Here is a 17,770-nt window from a genome sequence, read left to right as displayed (position 1 = left end):
GGGCCAGGACCAAAGCCCTTGGATGACGGGCTTAGGCCGTGCTTTTCCGGCTAAGCCAGGGCCCGGCGCATGGCATCCACCACGACCTTGTAGTCCGGTTTGCCGAAGATGGCGCTGCCGGCCACGAAAGTGTCCGCGCCCGCATCGGCCACGCGCCGGATGTTGTCGACCTTGATGCCGCCGTCCACCTCCAGACGGATGTCCTTGCCCGAGGCCTCGATGCGCTTGCGCGCGGCCTCGATCTTGCGCAGCGCCGAGTCGATGAAGCTCTGGCCGCCGAAGCCCGGGTTGACGCTCATGATCAGGATGAGGTCGATGTCCTCGATCACCCAGTCCAGCACGTCCAGCGGCGCGGCGGGGTTGAAGGTGAGGCCAGCCTTCACGCCCTTGGCCTTGATGGCCTGGATGCTGCGGTGCACATGCGGGGAGGCATCGGGGTGGAAGCTGATCAGGTCCGCACCGGCCTCGGCGAAGGCCGCCGCCAGGGCATCGACCGGCTGCACCATCATGTGCACGTCCAGCGGCACGGGCGTGCCGTCCGCGCGCTTCGCATGGGGCTTGAGCGCCTGGCAGATCATGGGGCCGAAGGTCAGGTTGGGCACGTAGTGGTTGTCCATCACGTCGAAATGGATCCAGTCCGCGCCGGCGGCGATGACGTTCTTGAGTTCCTCGCCCAGGCGGGCGAAGTCGGCCGAGAGGATGGAGGGGGCGATGCGGTAGGGCATGGGTGGAGAGGATCTGAGGGCGGGGGCCCGGAGGCGGGCCGTGGTCAGGTGGAGCCAAATCGCATTTTCGCAGGTAGGATGCCGGCTTGCCGGCCCCAGGCCGTGTCCAGACCATACGCCACCCGTCATGTCCGCCCCCACCGACATCCTGATCGAAACCCAGCCGCGCCACCTGCCCGAGCAATCCGATCCGGCACGTGGCATCTACGCCTTTGCCTACACGATCACCATCACCAACCGGGGCGACGTGGCTGCACAGCTCATTTCGCGCAGCTGGAACGTGAACGACGCCAATGGCCACACCGAGAAGGTGCGCGGCCTGGGCGTGGTGGGCCAACAACCCTTGCTCAAACCCGGCATGCGTTTCGAATACACCAGCGGCGCTCGCCTGCGCACGCCCACCGGCACCATGCACGGCAGCTACTTCTTCGTGACGGAGGAGGGCGAGCGCTTCGACGTGGACATCCCGCTCTTCGTGCTCGACGCCCTGAGCACGGGCGGCGGCCAGCGGACCCTGCACTGAACCCCGCGCCAATACACGGCAGGCCATGGCCCTCGGCGAATTCGAACTGATCGCTCGCTACTTTCAACGCCAGGCGGCGCCGGTCCATCCAGCGGTGGCGCTGGGCATCGGCGACGATTGCGCCCTGCTGCAAACGCCGCCCGGCGCGCAACTGGCCATCAGCAGCGACATGCTGGTCGAGGGCCAGCATTTCTTCCCCGACGTCGACCCCGAAGCGCTAGGCCACAAGGCCCTGGCCGTCAACCTCAGTGACCTGGCCGCCTGCGGTGCCCAGCCATTGGCCTTCACGCTGGCGCTGGCGCTACCGGACAGCAACGTCACGCGCGAGGCTTGGATCAAGGCCTTCACCCACGGTCTGTTCGCCCTGGCCGACGCCCAAGGCTGCACGCTGATGGGTGGCGACACCACGCGCGGCCCGCTCAACATCTGCATCACGGTCTTCGGTGCCGTGCCCACCGCGCAGGGCCGCAGTCAGGCCCTGCTGCGCTCGGGCGCCAAGGCGGGCGATGACATCTGGGTCAGCGGCACGCTGGGCGACGCGCGGCTCGCGCTGCTGGTTCTCAAGGCCCAGCGCGGCGAGCGCAGCCCCAGTGCACAGCGCTGGTTGCAGCTGCCACCCGAGGTGCTGAAGTTGGCCCGCGCCCGGCTGGAACGCCCCTCGCCGCGCGTGGCCCTGGGCCTGGCGCTGCGCGGCATCGCCAGCGCCTGCATGGACCTGAGCGACGGCCTGGTCGGCGACCTGCAGCACATCCTGGAAGCATCGGGCTGCGGCGCGCGCCTGCTGGCCCCGGTGCTGAGCGAGCTGCTCGCCACGCACCGCCTCAACGGCACGGTACTGACGCCGCCTGAACGCCTGAGCCTGGCCTTGTCAGGCGGGGATGACTATGAATTGCTGTTCACCGCGCCGTCCACCCAACGCGCGGCCGTGATGGCCGCGGCCGTGTCAGCCGACACGCCCGTCACCCGCATCGGCCAGATCGAAGCGCAGGAAGGACTGCGTGTGGTCGACGCCCAGGGCCAGCGGCTCGCAGGTCGCTTCGCCTCCTTCGACCACTTCGCGTGAGCGCCTCAATGCCGGCCGATGTACAGGCCGGCCAAGGCGCGCTCTCACCCCGCCGCGAGGATGGCTTCGAGCGCGTCGATGAAGCGCCTGGCCACGTCAAAGCCGCTCTGCTCACTGATTTCCTGAAAGCAGGTTGGGCTGGTCACGTTGATCTCGGTCAACTGCTCGCCGATCACGTCCAGGCCCACGAGCAGCAGTCCCCGCGCGGCCAGAATGGGCCCCAAGGCTGTCGCGATCTCGCGATCCCGGGCCGTCAACGGCTGGGCCACGCCCTTGCCGCCCGCCGCCAGGTTGCCGCGCACCTCCCCGCCCTGGGGAATGCGCGCCAGGCTGTAGGGCACGGGTTCACCACCGATGACGAGGATGCGCTTGTCACCCTGTGCGATGGCAGGGATGAATTTCTGCACCATCAGGGTCTGCGCACCCTCCAGGTTCAAGGTTTCGATGATGCTGCCCAGGTTCAGACCATCGTCCTTGACGCGGAAGATGCCCATGCCGCCCATGCCGTCCAAGGGCTTGAGGATGATGTCGCGGTGCTGGGCATGGAAATCGCGCACGGCCTGGGCCTCGCGCGTGACCAGCGTGGGGGCGATGAATTGCGGGAACTCGAGGATGGCCAGTTTCTCGGGATGATCACGCAAGGCGCGCGCCTTGTTGAACACGCGCGCGCCCTCGCGCTCGGCCTGTTCCAGCAGGTGGGTGGCGTAGAAATACTCGCTGTCAAAGGGGGGGTCCTTGCGCATCAGCACGGCGTCGAAGTCACGCAGGGCCACGTCGCGCACGGCGGACTCGTGGAACCAGGCATGGAGATCGCCGGTCAGCGTGATGTCGCGCACCCGCGCCCGCACCGGACCGCCAGCGCGTCCATCGGACGCCCAGCGCAGTTGGCCGGGTTCGCAGGCCGCCAGTTGGTGGCCCCGGCGGGCAGCCTCGCGCATCATGGCGTAGGTGCTGTCCTTGGCGGTCTTGAAGGATTCGAGCGGATCGGCGATGAACAAAAGCTTCATGCCGGGAAGTCTCGCACGAATTGCAAATCGCCCGCATTGCCGGCCCGCAAAGGCCGCAACCGCCGGCCTCCTATGGCTTCAGGCCCAACCCATTGGGCTGGGTGCAAAGCAAAACCCGAGCCAGCTTTCAAGTGGTGTTTAAAATGGTCCTCCCGCCCCGCAAGCGCACTGATCTCGCACCCGGTGGCCCTGTCCAGGTTTTAAAACGGCAAACCGCCCCTCCTCTCCCGAGATGCCTCTGCGCCACTCCCCGTTCACGCTGTTCGCCTTGCTGCTGGCCCTGGCCTGGATTGGTCTTCTGATGGCCATCAGCCTGCCGGCGGACGCCCAGACCCCCGCGACGAGAGCGGGAGCGGCGCCGACGGCGCCGGCCACACCCGCACCGGCCGCCCAGGCCATGCACATCGAGGCCGATGCCCTGCGCTACGACGATCAGCGCCAAATCAGCGTGTTCAGCGGCAACGTCGTGCTGACGCGCGGCGGCATCACGATCGAAGGGGAACGCATCGAAGTGCGCCAGGACCCGCAGGGTTACCAGTACGGTCACATCACCGCCGCCTTGGGTGAACGCGCCCGCCTCACGCAATTGCGCGAAGGCATGAACGAGACTGTGGTGGCGGAAAGCAACACCATTGAGTACGACGGCCGCGCCGACGTGTTCAAGCTGCTGGGCGACGCGCGCCTGCGCCGCCTGCGTGGCGGCGCCGAGGCCGACTACATGAGCGGCCAGGTCATCGTCTACGACAACCTGCGGGACATCTTCACCATCGACGGCGCGAAGACGAATGGCGCCGTGCCCACGCGTCCCAACACCGACACCCGGGTGCGTGCCACCCTGTCCCCGCGCACGGCCGTGCAGCCCGCCCAGACCGGCGCCGCACCGGACCCGAACGGGAACACGGAGTTGAACCTGCGCAATGACCCGCGACTCGCGCCGACGCCCGCGCGCGGCGCCCGTTGAACGCGCCCTTCCGGCCATCTGCACACGCATGAGCGAACTCCACCCCTCCCCCACGAACCCGGCGCCGCCCGCCGCCCCGAGCACCACGGGCAAGGAAACGGCCACCGCCCTACTGCCCGACACCGCCGGCCCCGACGCTGCGCAACCCAGCCGTCTGGAAGCGCGCCACCTCAAGAAGTTCTATGGCAGCCGCGAGGCCGTCAAGGATGTCTCGCTCGCCGTGCGCCGGGGCGAGGTGGTCGGCCTGCTCGGCCCCAATGGCGCGGGCAAGACCACCAGCTTCTACATGATCGTGGGCCTGGTGCGCGCCAGCGCGGGGGCCATCGAAATCGACGGCCAGCGCGTGGAGCACATGCCCATCCATCAGCGCGCGCGCATGGGCCTGTCCTACCTGCCACAGGAAGCGTCCATCTTTCGCAAGCTCAACGTCGAGGACAATGTGCGCGCCGTGCTGGAGCTGCAGCATGACGAACACGGCAAGCGCCTCAAGCGCGACGAGATCGAACGGCGCCTCACCAGCCTGCTGCAAGACCTGCGTGTCGAAAAGCTGCGCCTGTCCCCCTCGCTCGCGCTCTCGGGTGGCGAACGGCGCCGCGTGGAGATCGCGCGCGCGCTGGCCACGCAGCCGCGTTTCATCCTGCTGGACGAACCCTTCGCGGGCATCGACCCCATCGCGGTGATCGAGATCCAGCGCATCATCAGCTTCCTGAAATCGCGTGGTCTGGGCGTGCTCATCACTGACCACAATGTGCGCGAGACGCTGGGCATCTGCGACCACGCCTACATCATCAGCGAAGGCCGGGTGCTGGCCGAGGGCACACCCTCAGAGATCATCAACAACGCCGATGTACGCCGCGTGTACCTCGGCGAGAACTTCAAGATGTGATCCCCATGCCCATCCAGCCCGTCAACGCGCGCAGCAGCGTCCTCCCGGGCGCGCACCAGCGCTGTCCGGCCCACGGGTGGGAAGGCAGAAGCAGCATGCGGCACGCGCCGACGCCGCCCCAAACCTGGCCGCAGCGAGCACGCGCATGAAGCAAAGCCTCTCGCTGCGCATCTCCCAGCACCTGGCGCTCACGCCCCAGCTGCAGCAATCCATACGCCTGCTGCAGTTGTCCACGCTCGAGCTGAACCAGGAAGTGGAGCAGTTGCTGGACGAGAACCCCTTCCTGGAGCGCGCCGACGACAGCGCCGACCGCGAAGCCTTTGGCCTGGACCAGGCCGACGCCCCGCCGATGAACGACGACCACGGTGACACGGCGGGCGGCACGTCGATGGAAGTCACTTCCGATCACGCGCAGGACGCAGGCCACGAGGCACCGGAACTGTCCGGCGAAGAAGCCCCTGCGGGGGACCTGACGCGCGACGGCGACTGGGAGGGTGACGGCAGCGTGGAGCTGGCGCCCGATGACAGCGAATGGGGTGGCGATGCCCCCCCGCGCAACGGCAAGCAGGACGACGACGACGCTGCGGATGCCACTGAATTGGCGCGCGCGCACGAAACCCTGCAGGACCATCTGCGCCAGCAGGCCCTGGCCCTGCGGTTGGCTCCGCCCGACCGCGCCGCGCTGCTTTTCCTGATCGAGTCGCTCAACGACGACGGCTACCTGGAAGACTCGCTCGAAGCGCTGGCCACCAGTCTGGCGGGCGAGGACCTCACGCAACTGGGCGAGCTGCTGGAACACTTCCAGCTCGCTTTGCGCCTGCTGCACCAGATGGACCCCTCGGGCGTGGGTGCACGCTCGCTCAGCGAATGCCTGCGCCTGCAGTTGCAGCAGCGGATGCTGGAACTGCCGCCCGCGCCTGTGCCGACCACCGGCACGCAAGACAGCTGCGGAACGCTGCGGCAGACCCTGGCCCAGGCGCTGCGACTGATCGAGCAGCCCCCCGAGCTGCTGGCGCGGCGTGACCTGCGCCGACTCACCCAGCTCACCGGCGGCGCTGGCGCGGCGGGCGAGGCGCTGACGCGCGAGGCCCTGGCCGTGATCGCGCGCCTGGAGCCCAAGCCCGGACGCCGTTTCGTCGACGTGGAACGCCACATCATCACGCCCGACGTGCTGGTCCAGCGTGTGGGCGGCAATGCGAGCAACGCGCGCTTTCGCGTGATGCTCAACCCCGACGTGATGCCCCGCCTGCGCGTGCACGACATCTACGCCAACGCGCTCAAGGGGCAGCGCGGGTCGGGCGGTGGCACGCGGGATTCCAGCAGCCACGCCGCGCTGCAGCAGCGCCTGCAGGAAGCGCGCTGGTTCATCAAGAACATTCAGCAGCGCTTCGACACCATCCTGCGCGTGGCCAATGCCATCGTGGATCGGCAGAAGAGCTTCTTCGTGCACGGTGAACTGGCCATGCGCCCATTGGTGCTGCGCGAGATCGCCGACGAACTGGGCCTGCACGAATCCACCATCAGCCGCGTGACCACGGCCAAGTACATGGCCACGCCCTACGGCACCTACGAACTCAAGTACTTCTTCGGCTCCGGCCTGGGCACCGAATCCGGAAGCAGCGCCTCCAGCACCGCCGTGCGCGCGCTGATCAAGCAGTTCGTGGGCGCGGAGAACCCCAAGAAGCCGCTGTCCGACAGCCAACTCTCGGACATGCTCAAGGAACAAGGCATCGAGTGCGCGCGCCGCACCGTGGCCAAGTACCGCGAAACGCTGAAGATCGCCCCGGCAAATCTGCGGAAGACGCTATGAGCGTCTTCACCCCCAGGCTTCGCTCCCTTCGTTCGCTACGCCACCCCCCTCTGCTACGCGAGGGGGCGCAGCCGGCAGCCTGGCAAAGCCAGTTCTGCGGCTGCCGCGCTTTTACGATGCGGTGCGCACAACACCTTCTTTCTCATGAATGATCTGCAACTGTTCCTGCCCTGCGCCGCTGGCGTGGAGGATTTTCTCGCGACCGAGGTCCTGGCCATCACGGGCGTTTCCGACGAAGCCCTGCGCAAGGGTCGCGGGGGTGTCGCGGTGCGCGCCAGCTGGCACGACGCGCTCAAACTCAACCTGCACAGCCGCCTGAGTCAGCGCGTGCTGGTGCAACTGGCCCACCGACCCTACCGCGACGAACAGGACATTTACGACGCCGCCGGCGGCGTGGCCTGGGAACTGTGGTTCACCGCCAAGCAAAGCTTCAAGATCGAGCTTACCGCCCAGCACAGCCCGCTCAAGAGCCTGAACTTCGCCACGCTGCGCATCAAGGACGCGGTGGCCGACCGATTTCGCGCCAAGGGAGGCGCGCGCCCGGACGTGGACACGCAGTGGCCCGATGCGCGCATCCACGCGCACTTGACACGCGAGCACGTGACGCTCTACATCGACACCTCGGGCGAACCGCTGTTCAAGCGCGGCTGGCGCGAGGACAAGGGCGAGGCCCCGCTGAAGGAAACGCTGGCCGCGGCGATGCTGGCCGCGTCCGGCTGGGGTGGCGTCTGGAACCCAGGTGCGGCGCCACTGCCGCTCTACGACCCCTGCTGCGGCAGCGGCACCATCGCCATCGAAGCCGCGCAGATCGCCTGCCACATGGCCCCGGGTCGGCAGCGTCGCTTCGGCTTCGAACGGCTGCTGCCCTTCCAGGCCGCAGCCTGGCAACGCATCAAGGCAGAAGCCGATGCGGCGATCACTCCCCTGAGCGAGCCCCTGGTATTCGGCAGCGACGTGGCCCACCGCATGGTGGACTTCGCACAGCGCAACGCCGAGCGCGCGGGCGTGGGCAAGGCCGTGGAATTCCGCGGCGGCGACGCGCTGCAGCGCATGCCGCCAAGCTCGACACCCGGCGTGCTGCTGCTCAACCCGCCTTACAACGAGCGCATCGCGGTGGCCGGTGTCGCGCGTGGAGGCCGTGCTGGCGTGGCGGTGCAGGAAAGCGCGGACAATGGCGCGCGCGCGGTGCGTGAGACCGCGCAGACCGAGGACGGCGGCGAGTTTTTCTCCCGTCTGGCCGCGCACTGGAAGAAGAACTACGCGGGCTGGACGGCCTGGGTGCTCACGCCCGACCTCAAGCTGCCAGGCCGCATGCGCTTCAAGGAAACCCGGCGAGTGCCGCTGTGGAACGGACCCATCGAATGCCGGCTGTTCCGCTTCGACCTCGTGGCCGGAAGAATGGAGACGTCCCCCCATGCCCCCAGCCCATGACACCCGAACCCGGCAACTGACCGCGCTGCTAGGCACCGAACTGCCCATCATTCAGGCGCCCATGGCGGGCTCGCAAGGCAGCGTGCTGGCACTGGCTGTGTGCGCGGCCGGTGGCCTAGGCTCGCTGCCCGCCGCCGCGCTCACGCCCGAGGCACTGCGCGCCGAGCTGACCGTGTTGCGCGAACAAAGTCAGGGCCGCCCCTGGAACCTCAACTTCTTCAGCCATCAGCCCCCCGAGCCGGACGCGGCACGCGAAGCCGCCTGGCGCGCCAGCCTCGCCCCTTATTACGCCGAATACGGCATCGATCCGGCGCAGGTGCCCGCAGGCGCGGGCCGCAGCCCCTTCAGTGCGGCCCTGGCCGACCTGGTGGAGTCCTTCCGCCCGCCGGTGGTGAGTTTCCACTTCGGCCTGCCCGCGCCCGAACTGCTGGCGCGCGTGCGCGGCTGGGGTTCGAAAATTCTCTCCAGCGCGACGTCGGTGGAGGAAGCGTTGTGGCTGGAGCAGCAAGGTGTGGATGCCGTCATCGCCCAGGGCCTGGAAGCGGGCGGGCACCGCGGCCATTTCCTGTCGCGTGATGTCAGCACCCAGATGGGCACCTTCGCCTTGCTGCCCCAGATCGCGCGGGCGGTGCGCATCCCCGTGATCGCGGCCGGCGGCATCGTTGATGCCCAAGGCGTGGCTGCCGCCCTGGCCCTGGGCGCCTGGGGCGTGCAGGCCGGCACGGCCTACCTGCTCTGCCCCGAAGCCAGCACCAGCGCCGTGCACCGCGCCGCGCTGCAGGCCGAGGCCCGGCGCCTCGCCAAGGGCCAAGCCACGCAGGGCACGACGCTGACCACGCTGTTCACTGGCGGCGCGGCACGCGGCCTGGTCAACCGCGCCATGCGCGAACTCGGACCCCTGCACAACAAAGCACCCGCCTTTCCGCTGGCGACGGCGGCCATCGCGCCCCTGCGCGCCGCCGCCGAGAAAGCCGGCCTGGGCGATTTTTCGCCGCTCTGGTGCGGGCAGAACCTCAGTGGCTTGCCGACAGAGAGGGCCTTCGGCGCCGCCGAAGTCACCCACGCCCTCGCGCAGGGCCTGCGCGATTGACCGCCATGACAACGGTCGTGGGGGCGAGGCTCCATTCAACATCCGCTTCACCGCGCCCGTTGAAAGGCTGAGCATGAGTACGCCCGCTCGCCCAGCCAACCCTGCGCTGGTTCTCGACACCAATGTCGTGCTCGATCTGCTGCTTTTCTCCGACCCGGCCACACCCGCCTTGCGCACCGCCCTGGATACCGGGCAACTGCGTTGGGTGGCGACCGCGGTGATGCGCGAGGAACTGCGCCGCGTGCTGGCCTACCCCCACATCGCCGCGCGCATGGACTTCCACCAGCGCCCCGCTGACGTCCTGCTGGCCGACTACGACGCACAGGTAGAGTTGATGGAGGTGGCAGTCAAGGCGCCCTACACCTGCAAGGACGCCGACGACCAGAAGTTCATCGACCTCGCGTACCAGCTGGGTTCGGCCAGCGGCGCCGCCCTGCTGCTGAGCAAGGACAAGGCCGTGCTCAAGCTCAAGAAAAGACTGGCGGCACATGGGGTGATCGTCTCCACCCAACTGGACTATGCTGCGGACACCTTGGTTTTTTGCATAAGGTCAGCACCCCCCCATGAGCAACGACAGCCCGAACACAGCCCCCCACGCGGTCCTGCGCCAACGTCAGGACTATCAATTTGACATCGATTTCGGCGCGCCCAGCCCCACGCTGCTGACCGATGAAAACCCGCCGCTCGGCCAAGGCGCCGGGCCATCGCCGGTGCAACTGCTCTGCGCTGCCGTGGGCAACTGCATGGCCGACTCCCTGCTGTTCGCGCTGCGCAAGTTCAAGCAGCAGCCCGAGCCCATCGGCTGCGAGGTGCGCGCCGAGATCGGCCGCAACGAGCAGAACCGCCTGCGCGTGCTGCGCCTGGACGTGGCGCTGACGCTGGGCGTGCCCGCCAGCCAGCTGGAACACCTGGACCGCGTGCTCGCCCAGTTCGAGGACTTCTGCACCGTGGGCATGAGCGTGGCCCAGGGCATACCGCTGCGCCTCAGCGTGAAAGATGCGTCAGGCCAGCAGCTGAAGTAAGTTGAAGCGCGGTCTTACGCACGCTCTTTCGCGTTGACGAGCGGCTCAGGTGAACCGGTTGTAGGCCCAGCCACCCAGGCTGAGTAACGCGATCAACCACACGAGAACCGCCACCGCCGCCGTCGCGACGCTGACAGGACGGCCCACTCGCAGCGACATCGTCATGGCCCACGATCCTCCGCGCTCATGCGGGCGCTGGCGCGGCCCAGGCGCCATTGACGGCCACGCGCTCCACCACCCGCTCGTCCCCCAAAACAATCAACGCGAACAGCAACTCATCGAGGTTGCGCGCCTGCGCGGTCTTGCGCGCGAGCAGGGGCGTGGCGGCGGGGTTGAGCACGAGGAAATCGGCCTCGTGGCCGGGCTGCAGATTGCCGATCACACCCTCCAGCCCCAGGGCTTTGGCGGCGCCCGCCGTGTGCAGCCACCAGAGCCGTTGCGGGCTCAAGGACAGGCCCGGCTTGGCAGCACCTTCGCGCCCCACGTAGTAGGCCGCCAGCATGGTGCGAAAGGGGCTGAAGCTGGTGCCACCGCCCACGTCGCTGGCCAGGCCATATGCGTGACCCACACGGTCCGCGCCGGTGTAATCGAAGAAGCCGCTGCCCAGGAACAGGTTGCTCGTCGGGCAGACGGCGGCCACCGCGCCGCGGTCGCGCATCAGGGCACGGTCCATGTCATCGACATGGATGCAGTGGGCATAGACGGCGCGCTCGCGCAGCAGTCCGAAGTCTTCATAAACAGCAAGGTAGCTGCGGGACTGGGGAAACAACTCACGCACCCAGGCGATCTCGTCGCGGTTCTCGGCCACATGGGACTGAATCCAGACATCCTTGTACTTCGCGGCCAATTCACCGGCGCCACGCAGTTGCCGCTCGCTGGAGGTAGGCGCGAAGCGCGGGGTGATGGCATAACCCAGGCGGTCCACACCGTGCCACTTGCGGATCAAGGCTTCGGTGTCGATCAGACCTTGTTCGGTGTCATCGCGTACACCGTCGGGAGAATGGCGGTCCTGCAGGACCTTGCCCGTGATCAGGCGCAGGCCTCGCGCCTGAGCCTGGGTCATCAAGGCATCCACAGACTGGGGATGGGAAGTCGCGAAGGTCAGCGCGGTCGTGACGCCGTGGCGCTGCAGCTCGTCGAGAAAGAAGCGCGCGACTTCCGCGGCGTAAGCGGGGTCGCCAAAGCGGCTTTCGTGCGGGAAGGTGTAGTTCTCCAGCCAGGGCAGCAGACCGTCGGCAGGTGAGCCGATCACATCGGTCTGCGGGTAGTGGATGTGCAGGTCGATGAACCCCGGCGCCAGGATGCGGCCCGGCCAATGGGTGACCGGGAGCCCCGGAAAGTCTCTGGCAAGCGCGGCTTCCAGGGCACGGAAATCCCCCGCAAGCTGCACGACCTGACGTCCCGTGGCGTCCGGGCCAATGACGAGCAATCCGTCCTCATCGTAAAGAACTTGGCCTTGTTGATTGAAACGCAACAGCGCGGCTCGATAGGCATGCATCATGCCGATGAGCTTAACCTTTCCGGACCGATTCGAGCCGAAACCCATTAGCATCTTGGTTCATGCGCACCAAGCCGCCAACCGCCAACCGCACGTCGAAGAACGTCGCGCTGGAACTCGGCTTCAGGCGCTGCGCCCAGGATCTGCGCATGCTGCTCCTGACCACGCCCTTGGGCTGGCTGCTGATGGGGTGGATCTGCTGGGATCGCGTGCCCCTGCAACAGCTGGCCTGGTGGCTGGGCGGGTTCGCGATCAGCTGGATGGTCGCGCTGCTGCTGCTGACCCTCCTGCTGCGCCTGCCCTCCCCGCAACGGCGCCGCCACGGTTGGATGCTTTTCGGGGCGGCGGCACTCGATGGCATGGCCTGGGCGTCCATGGTGCCCCTGTTGCTGCGAGACAGCGGCAGCGATGCGCTCCTGCCCTGGCTGATCGTGGTTCTGTGTGGAGTCGCCGCCTTGACGGCCCCCATCTACGTGTCTTACGTCCGCGCTCACTCCGCCTATCTTGGGGGCTTGTTTGGCGTCCTGCTGGGCCATACCCTCTGGCGGTTCCCGGATCTGCCGCACCTGGGCATCACCCTGGGCCTGATCCTTGGCCTTGTGCTGCTGACTTGGCACATGCGCCGCATCGGCCATTCCGCGGAGGAAGCCATGCGCCTGCAGCTGAAAAACACCGCGAAGAACGAGCGTCTGGCTGGCCTGTTGCGTGTCGCGCGCCGCGATGCCGAGACCGACGCACTGACAGGCCTGGCCAACCGGCGTCAGCTGGACAGCACGCTGTCGAGCCGCTGGCAGGCCGGCGGGCTCAACGATCGGCGGGACCGGCCGCTCTCGGTGCTGATGCTGGACCTGGACCATTTCAAGCGCGTGAATGACACGCACGGACATGACGTGGGCGACCAAATCCTCAAGGCGTTCGCGGTCCGCACCAGCAAGCAACTGCGCAAACCCGACTTGTTCGCGCGTTACGGCGGCGAGGAGTTCACCGTGCTGCTGCCCGGCACCGACGCCCCCAAGGCCATGCTGATCGCCGAACGGGTGCGCGCCGCCATCGCGGGCATGCCCTTGATCGCCGAGCCGCCGGTGCCGATCACGGTGTCCATCGGCGTCGCGCAGCGCCAGCCGAACGAAAGCACGGAATCCCTGCTGGCGCGCGCCGACGCCGCGCTCTACGCCGCCAAGCAGGGCGGGCGCAACCGCGTGACGCTAGCGGAGTGAGCGCTCCGGTGCATCGCTCGGCATGCCACGGTCATTTCGGCAAGCGGGTCAGCACGCCCTCGGCCAACCAATTCATGCCCAGGATCTGCGCGTCGTCCAGCCTCTGCCCTCGGGCGATCACCACCCGGCCTTCGTTGTCGCGCACATCGTCCACGGCCTGAAAAGGGTGCAGGCGGCCCGAAGCGATGTCGCGCTGGCGAGCCAACACTTCCTCGCGCACCGAAGCCGGCACCTTGGGGCCAAAACCGTCGACGCGGATCATGCCCTCCTTCACACCGCCCCAGACGTTGCCGCTCTTCCACGTCCCGTCCAGCACGGCCCGCACGCGGCGGGTGTAGTAGTCGCCCCATTGATGGGTAACGGCGACGATCTGCGCATCGGGCGCGACCTTGCGCATGTCGGAGTGGTAGGCCACGGCCAGGGCGCCGCGCTCCTGCGCGGCGATCATCACCGCCGGACTGCCGGTGTGGAAGACCAGCACCTGGGCGCCCTGGTTGAGCAGGCTCATGGCCGCTTCGCGCTCCTTGGGCGGATTGAACCATTCGCTGATGAAGAGCACGCGCACCGTGGCCTGGGGATTGACCGAGCGCATGCCCAAGGTGAAGGCGTTGATGCCCTGCAGCACCTCGGGGATCGGGAAACCCGCCACGTAACCGGCCTGGGTGGCAAGACGGCCTGCCGCCACGCCCGCGAGGTAACGGCCTTCGTAATAACGCGCGTTGGCCGCAGCCACGTTGGGCGCGGTCTTGTAGCCGGTGATCGACTCGAACTTCACATCCGGGAATTCCGCCGCTACGCGCAGCGTCGGTTCCATGTAGCCAAAGCTGGGGGTGAAGATGATCTTGTTGCCTTGCTGAGCCAAGTCGCGGATCACGCGCTCGGCATCCGCGCCCTCGGGCACGTTCTCCACATAGCTGGTGCTGACCTTGCCACTGGCCTTGAACGCAGCCTCGACGGCCAGACGGCCTTCCTCATGCTGGCGCACCCAGCCTGCGTCGGTGAGCGGGGCGACATACACAAAGGCCGCCTTGAGGGGCGCCTGGGCTGCCCCTGGCGTCTGCGCAGTGACGGACGCGGGCGCCGAAGGCCGCGTGGACTGGGAAAAAACAGGGGGGCAAAACAAGGCGGCCGCCAACGCCAGACAGGGCGCGGCCACGAGGTTTTTGTACATGGTGTTCCTCTACATGGTCCCGGAATAAAACGCGCGCGGCCTGGGACACAGCCGCGCGCAGGCTGATTTTCCCACGAAGTTCCAGGGCGCCACGACGCAACGCTGCAGCGTGTTCGCATGTTGTTGCAAGTGCTTATCAATTGCAGGCGAGCCATGCCAGGGTAAGAACCCTGGAAAACTGAAAAAGTCCTCCTAGAATCCGCCCCACGCTTGAGGCAACGTCGTCGCCAGGCTGGTGCGCCGCCTCTTCCTTTCAACACGAAAAGAAGGTGCCCCCATGGTGCAGCTCTCCAGACGCCAGTTCATGAAAGTGACTGGCACCACGCTGGCGGGTTCGAGCCTGGCGCTGATGGGCTTTTCGCCCGCCACCGCCTTGGCCGACGTCCGACAGTACAAACTCTCCGCCGCCACCGTCACCCGCCAGACCTGCACGTATTGCTCGGTCGGTTGCGGCATCCTGATGTACTCGCACGGAGACGGCTCGAAGAACGTGCGCTCCACCGTGTTCCACGTCGAGGGCGATCCGGACCACCCGGTGAACCGCGGCACGCTGTGCCCCAAGGGCGCGGGTCTGCTGGACATCATCAACAGTCCCAACCGCCTGCTCTACCCCGAGTACCGCGCGCCCGGCTCCAACGAGTGGAAGCGCATGTCCTGGGACGAGGCGCTGGACCGCATCGCCAAGCTGCTCAAAGCCGACCGCGATGCCAATTTCGTCGAAAAGACGGCGGACGGCCTGACGGTCAACCGCTGGCTCACCACCGGCATGCTCGCGGCATCGGCCTCTAGCAACGAAGCCGGCTACATCACCCACAAGGTCGCCCGTTCCTGGGGCCTGCTCGCGTTCGACAACCAAGCCCGTGTCTGACACGGCCCGACGGTGGCAGGTCTTGCCCCGACGTTTGGCCGTGGAGCGATGACGAACCATTGGGTCGACATCAAGAACGCGGATGTGATTTTGATCATGGGCGGCAATGCCGCCGAGGCGCACCCCTGCGGATTCAAGTGGGTGACGGAGGCGAAGGCGCACAACAAGGCGCACTTCATGGTGGTGGACCCGCGCTTCAACCGCTCGGCGTCCGTGGCCGACTTCTACGCGCCGATCCGCTCTGGCAGTGACATCGCCTTCCTGGGCGGCATCATCAATTACCTGCTGACGAACGACAAGATCCACCACGAGTACGTGAAGGCCTACACGGACTTCACCTTCATCGTGCGCGAGGATTTCAAGTTCGACGAGGGCATCTTCTCCGGCTACAACCCCGACAGGCGCACCTACGACAAGGCCAGCTGGGATTACGAGCTGGGCGCGGACGGTTTCGTCAAGACGGATCCGACGCTGCAGCACCCGCGTTGCGTCTTCCAGCTGATGAAGAAACACTACGCGCGCTACACGCCCGAGATGGTGGAACGCGTCTGCGGCACGCCCAAGGACAAATTCCTGCACGTGGCCGAGCAGTTCGCCTCGACAGCCGTCGCGGGCCGCGCGGCCACCATCCTGTACGCGCTGGGCTGGACGCAGCACAGCACGGGTGCGCAGATGCTGCGCACCGGCGCCATGGTGCAGCTGCTGTGCGGCAACATCGGCGTGGCCGGCGGCGGCATGAACGCGCTGCGCGGTCACAGCAACATCCAGGGCCTGACGGACCTGGGCCTGCTGTCGGCCAGCCTGCCGGGCTACCTCTCGCTGCCGGGCCAGGCCGAGCAGGACTATGCCAAGTACATCGAGGTGCGCGCGCAGAAACCCCTGCGCGCCAACCAGATGAGCTACTGGCAGAACTACGGCAAGTTCCACGTCAGCCTGATGAAGGCCTGGTACGGCCCCGCCGCCACCAAGGAGAACAACTGGGCCTACGACTACCTGCCCAAGCTCGACAAGCAGTACGACATGCTGCAAGTCTTCGAGCTGATGCACCAGGGCAAGGTCAACGGCTACATCGCCCAGGGCTTCAACCCCATTGCCTCGCTGTCCGACAAGGGCCGCGTGCGCGACGGGCTGTCCAAGCTCAAGTTCCTGGTCGTGATGGACCCGCTGGCCACCGAGACCGCCGAGTTCTGGAAGAACCACGGCGAGTACAACGACGTGGACACGGCCTCGATCCAGACCGAGGTGTTCCGTCTTCCGACCACCTGCTTCGCCGAGGAGGACGGCGCGGTCGTCAGCTCCTCGCGCGTGCTGCAATGGCACTGGAAGGCGGCCGAGCCCCCGGGCGAGGCGCGCACGGACATCCGCATCATGTCCGGGCTGCACCAGCGCATGAAGGCGCTGTACGCCAAGGAAGGGGGCAAGTTCCCCGACCCCATCCAGAACCTGTGGTGGCCCTACGCGCACGCCGACGAACCCACGCCCGAGGAAGTGGCCAAGGAGTACAACGGCCGCGCGCTGGTCGACTTGGTCGATCCGGCGGACAAGACCAAGGTGCTGCGCAAGGCGGGCGAGCAGATCTCCGGCTTCGGTGAACTGCGCGACGACGGCACGACGATCGGCGGCTGCTGGATCTATGCCGGCGCGTGGACGACCGCCGGCAACCAGATGGCGCGCCGCGACAACAGCGACCCCACCGGCATCGGCAACACGCTGAACTGGGCCTGGGCCTGGCCAGCCAACCGCCGCGTGCTCTACAACCGCGCCTCCTGCGACCCCAGCGGCAAGCCCTTCAACGCCAAGCGCAAGCTGGTGGCCTGGAACCCTGCCGCCAACGGCGGCGCGGGCGGCTGGGGCGGCGCGGACGTGCCGGACTTCGGCGGCACGCTCAAGCCCGAGAGTGGCGCGGGCCCCTTCATCATGAACCCCGAAGGCGTGGCGCGTTTCTTTGCGCGCAAGGGCATGAACGAAGGCCCCTTCCCTGAGCACTACGAACCCTTCGACACACCGCTGGGCTACAACCCGCTGAACCCGAAAAACACCAAGGCGACCAGCAACCCGGCCGCCCGCGTGTTCCCGGAGATCTGGAAGACCTTCGGCGAGGCCAAGGATTTCCCGCATGTGGGCACCACCTACCGGCTGACGGAGCACTTCCACTTCTGGACCAAGCACGCCGTGCTCAACGCCATCACACAGCCCGAGCAATTCGTCGAAATCGGTGAGGCCCTGGCCAAGGAGGTGGGCGTGAAGACCGGCGAGCGCATCCGGGTCTCGTCCAAGCGCGGCCACATCGAGGCCGTGGCACTGGTCACCAAGCGCATCAAGCCAATGCAGGTCGATGGCAAGCCGCTGCACCACGTGGGCATCCCCATCCACTGGGGCTTCACGGGTGTGACCAAGAAGGGCTACCTGGCGAACACGCTGACGCCGTTCGTCGGCGACGGCAACACCAACACGCCCGAGTTCAAGACCTTCCTGGTCAAGGTCGAGAAAGCGTAAAG

The 17,770-nt window shown here is 67.2% G+C and carries 15 protein-coding genes; 11 read left to right on the top strand and 4 right to left on the bottom strand.

Annotation, left to right across the window (positions count from 1 at the left end; genetic code table 11):
- Positions 1 to 50: 50 nt before the first annotated feature.
- Positions 51 to 725 carry a ribulose-phosphate 3-epimerase gene (rpe, locus tag AZ34_RS02955; protein ID WP_035604633.1) on the bottom strand — a complete coding sequence of 225 codons (675 nt, stop codon included), beginning with the start codon at positions 723 to 725 and terminating at the stop codon, positions 51 to 53.
- A 127-nt stretch (positions 726 to 852) separates the two neighbouring features.
- Between rpe and apaG the strand changes: the two genes are divergently transcribed.
- A complete protein-coding gene (gene apaG / locus AZ34_RS02950) occupies positions 853 to 1,248 on the top strand; it encodes a Co2+/Mg2+ efflux protein ApaG (RefSeq protein WP_035604632.1) in 396 nt (131 codons plus the stop codon).
- 25 nt (positions 1,249 to 1,273) lie between these two features.
- Positions 1,274 to 2,311 (top strand): thiamine-phosphate kinase, encoded by a 1,038-nt coding sequence (thiL, locus tag AZ34_RS02945; protein WP_035604631.1) that lies wholly within the window; start codon positions 1,274 to 1,276, stop codon positions 2,309 to 2,311.
- A gap of 44 nt (positions 2,312 to 2,355) precedes the next feature.
- Here the strand turns inward: thiL and gshB are convergent, their stop codons facing one another.
- Positions 2,356 to 3,318, bottom strand: a complete 963-nt coding sequence (gshB, locus tag AZ34_RS02940; RefSeq protein ID WP_035604630.1) for a glutathione synthase — start codon at positions 3,316 to 3,318, stop codon at positions 2,356 to 2,358.
- Positions 3,319 to 3,550: 232 nt separating this feature from the next.
- Between gshB and lptA the strand changes: the two genes are divergently transcribed.
- The 7 genes from lptA (at position 3,551) to AZ34_RS02905 (ending at position 10,518) form a co-directional block, all read left to right on the top strand.
- Entirely contained in the window at positions 3,551 to 4,279 is a 729-nt protein-coding gene (lptA, locus tag AZ34_RS02935; protein ID WP_051509486.1) for a lipopolysaccharide transport periplasmic protein LptA, read from the top strand.
- 28 nt (positions 4,280 to 4,307) lie between these two features.
- Positions 4,308 to 5,165, top strand: a complete 858-nt coding sequence (gene lptB / locus AZ34_RS02930) for an LPS export ABC transporter ATP-binding protein (RefSeq protein WP_231495446.1) — start codon at positions 4,308 to 4,310, stop codon at positions 5,163 to 5,165.
- Between the two features lie 145 nt (positions 5,166 to 5,310).
- On the top strand, positions 5,311 to 6,975 hold the full coding sequence (gene rpoN, locus AZ34_RS02925; protein ID WP_035604629.1) for an RNA polymerase factor sigma-54: 1,665 nt from the start codon (positions 5,311 to 5,313) through the stop codon (positions 6,973 to 6,975).
- A 144-nt stretch (positions 6,976 to 7,119) separates the two neighbouring features.
- Positions 7,120 to 8,406 (top strand): THUMP domain-containing class I SAM-dependent RNA methyltransferase, encoded by a 1,287-nt coding sequence (locus AZ34_RS02920; protein ID WP_035604626.1) that lies wholly within the window; start codon positions 7,120 to 7,122, stop codon positions 8,404 to 8,406.
- Complete coding sequence (locus AZ34_RS02915) at positions 8,390 to 9,496, top strand: NAD(P)H-dependent flavin oxidoreductase (protein WP_051509485.1); 1,107 nt, start codon at positions 8,390 to 8,392, stop codon at positions 9,494 to 9,496. The genes AZ34_RS02920 and AZ34_RS02915 overlap by 17 nt, the downstream gene beginning before the upstream one ends.
- Before the next feature lie 73 nt (positions 9,497 to 9,569).
- Positions 9,570 to 10,127, top strand: a complete 558-nt coding sequence (locus tag AZ34_RS02910; RefSeq protein ID WP_081767052.1) for a PIN domain-containing protein — start codon at positions 9,570 to 9,572, stop codon at positions 10,125 to 10,127.
- Positions 10,060 to 10,518: an OsmC family protein gene (locus AZ34_RS02905; RefSeq protein ID WP_051509484.1), complete on the top strand. Its 459-nt coding sequence runs from the start codon at positions 10,060 to 10,062 to the stop codon at positions 10,516 to 10,518. The genes AZ34_RS02910 and AZ34_RS02905 overlap by 68 nt, the downstream gene beginning before the upstream one ends.
- A 184-nt stretch (positions 10,519 to 10,702) precedes the next feature.
- Here the strand turns inward: AZ34_RS02905 and guaD are convergent, their stop codons facing one another.
- Positions 10,703 to 12,016, bottom strand: a complete 1,314-nt coding sequence (gene guaD / locus AZ34_RS02900; RefSeq protein WP_035610711.1) for a guanine deaminase — start codon at positions 12,014 to 12,016, stop codon at positions 10,703 to 10,705.
- A gap of 62 nt (positions 12,017 to 12,078) precedes the next feature.
- Here guaD and AZ34_RS17500 point away from each other — a divergent pair, with 62 nt between their 5' ends.
- A complete protein-coding gene (locus tag AZ34_RS17500; protein WP_051509483.1) occupies positions 12,079 to 13,233 on the top strand; it encodes a diguanylate cyclase in 1,155 nt (384 codons plus the stop codon).
- Positions 13,234 to 13,264: 31 nt separating this feature from the next.
- Here the strand turns inward: AZ34_RS17500 and AZ34_RS02890 are convergent, their stop codons facing one another.
- The gene (locus AZ34_RS02890) at positions 13,265 to 14,404 is read right to left on the bottom strand and encodes a BMP family ABC transporter substrate-binding protein (protein ID WP_035604624.1); all 1,140 of its coding nucleotides are present in this window, start codon (positions 14,402 to 14,404) and stop codon (positions 13,265 to 13,267) included.
- Positions 14,405 to 14,681: 277 nt separating this feature from the next.
- Between AZ34_RS02890 and fdnG the strand changes: the two genes are divergently transcribed.
- Entirely contained in the window at positions 14,682 to 17,768 is a 3,087-nt protein-coding gene (gene fdnG / locus AZ34_RS02880) for a formate dehydrogenase-N subunit alpha (protein ID WP_155831704.1), read from the top strand.
- Positions 17,769 to 17,770 lie beyond the last annotated feature (2 nt).

Source organism: Hylemonella gracilis str. Niagara R (assembly GCF_000600295.1).
Lineage (GTDB): Bacteria > Pseudomonadota > Gammaproteobacteria > Burkholderiales > Burkholderiaceae_C > Hylemonella > Hylemonella gracilis_A.
Note: the sequence above shows the minus strand (reverse complement) of the source record. Positions and strands in the feature narration are given on the sequence as shown.